Origin of the sequence: Pseudoalteromonas sp. P1-16-1b, assembly GCF_001401785.1 — a bacterium.
GTDB lineage: Bacteria > Pseudomonadota > Gammaproteobacteria > Enterobacterales > Alteromonadaceae > Pseudoalteromonas > Pseudoalteromonas undina.
Genome location: NZ_LKGQ01000059.1, coordinates 1 through 302 on the forward strand (window position 1 = coordinate 1; position 302 = coordinate 302).

Annotated in this window: 1 protein-coding gene; it reads left to right on the forward strand. The window is 64.6% G+C overall.

Going from position 1 to position 302, the window contains the following annotated elements; genetic code table 11:
- Nucleotides 1-254: GNAT family N-acetyltransferase (locus tag AN392_RS18170; RefSeq protein ID WP_144430249.1), on the forward strand; the 254-nt coding region annotated here is incomplete at its 5' end.
- Between the last annotated feature and the right edge of the window lie 48 nt (nucleotides 255-302).

Below are 302 nucleotides of genomic sequence, written 5' to 3' on the forward strand. Positions count from 1 at the left end.
CGGAAGTGCACAGTGTCCACGTGGATGCTGGCCATCGTGGCCAGGGTATCGCCCGTCAGCTTCTTCTTGCCGCGTTCGCGGCTGCGCGCGCGGAAGGCATTGAATCGCTCACCCTCACGGTGCTGGCGGACAACGCTGCCGCGCGCGGGCTGTACGAATCGCTGGGCTTCAGTGCATTCGGCACGGAGCCGCGGGCAGTCAAACGCGCGGGCTGCTACACGGATATCGTCTCGTACTCGATCGCCCTGCAGTGACGATGAAACATTGCCGCAGGCGCGGTCATGTTTCCGTGGCAGGATGGG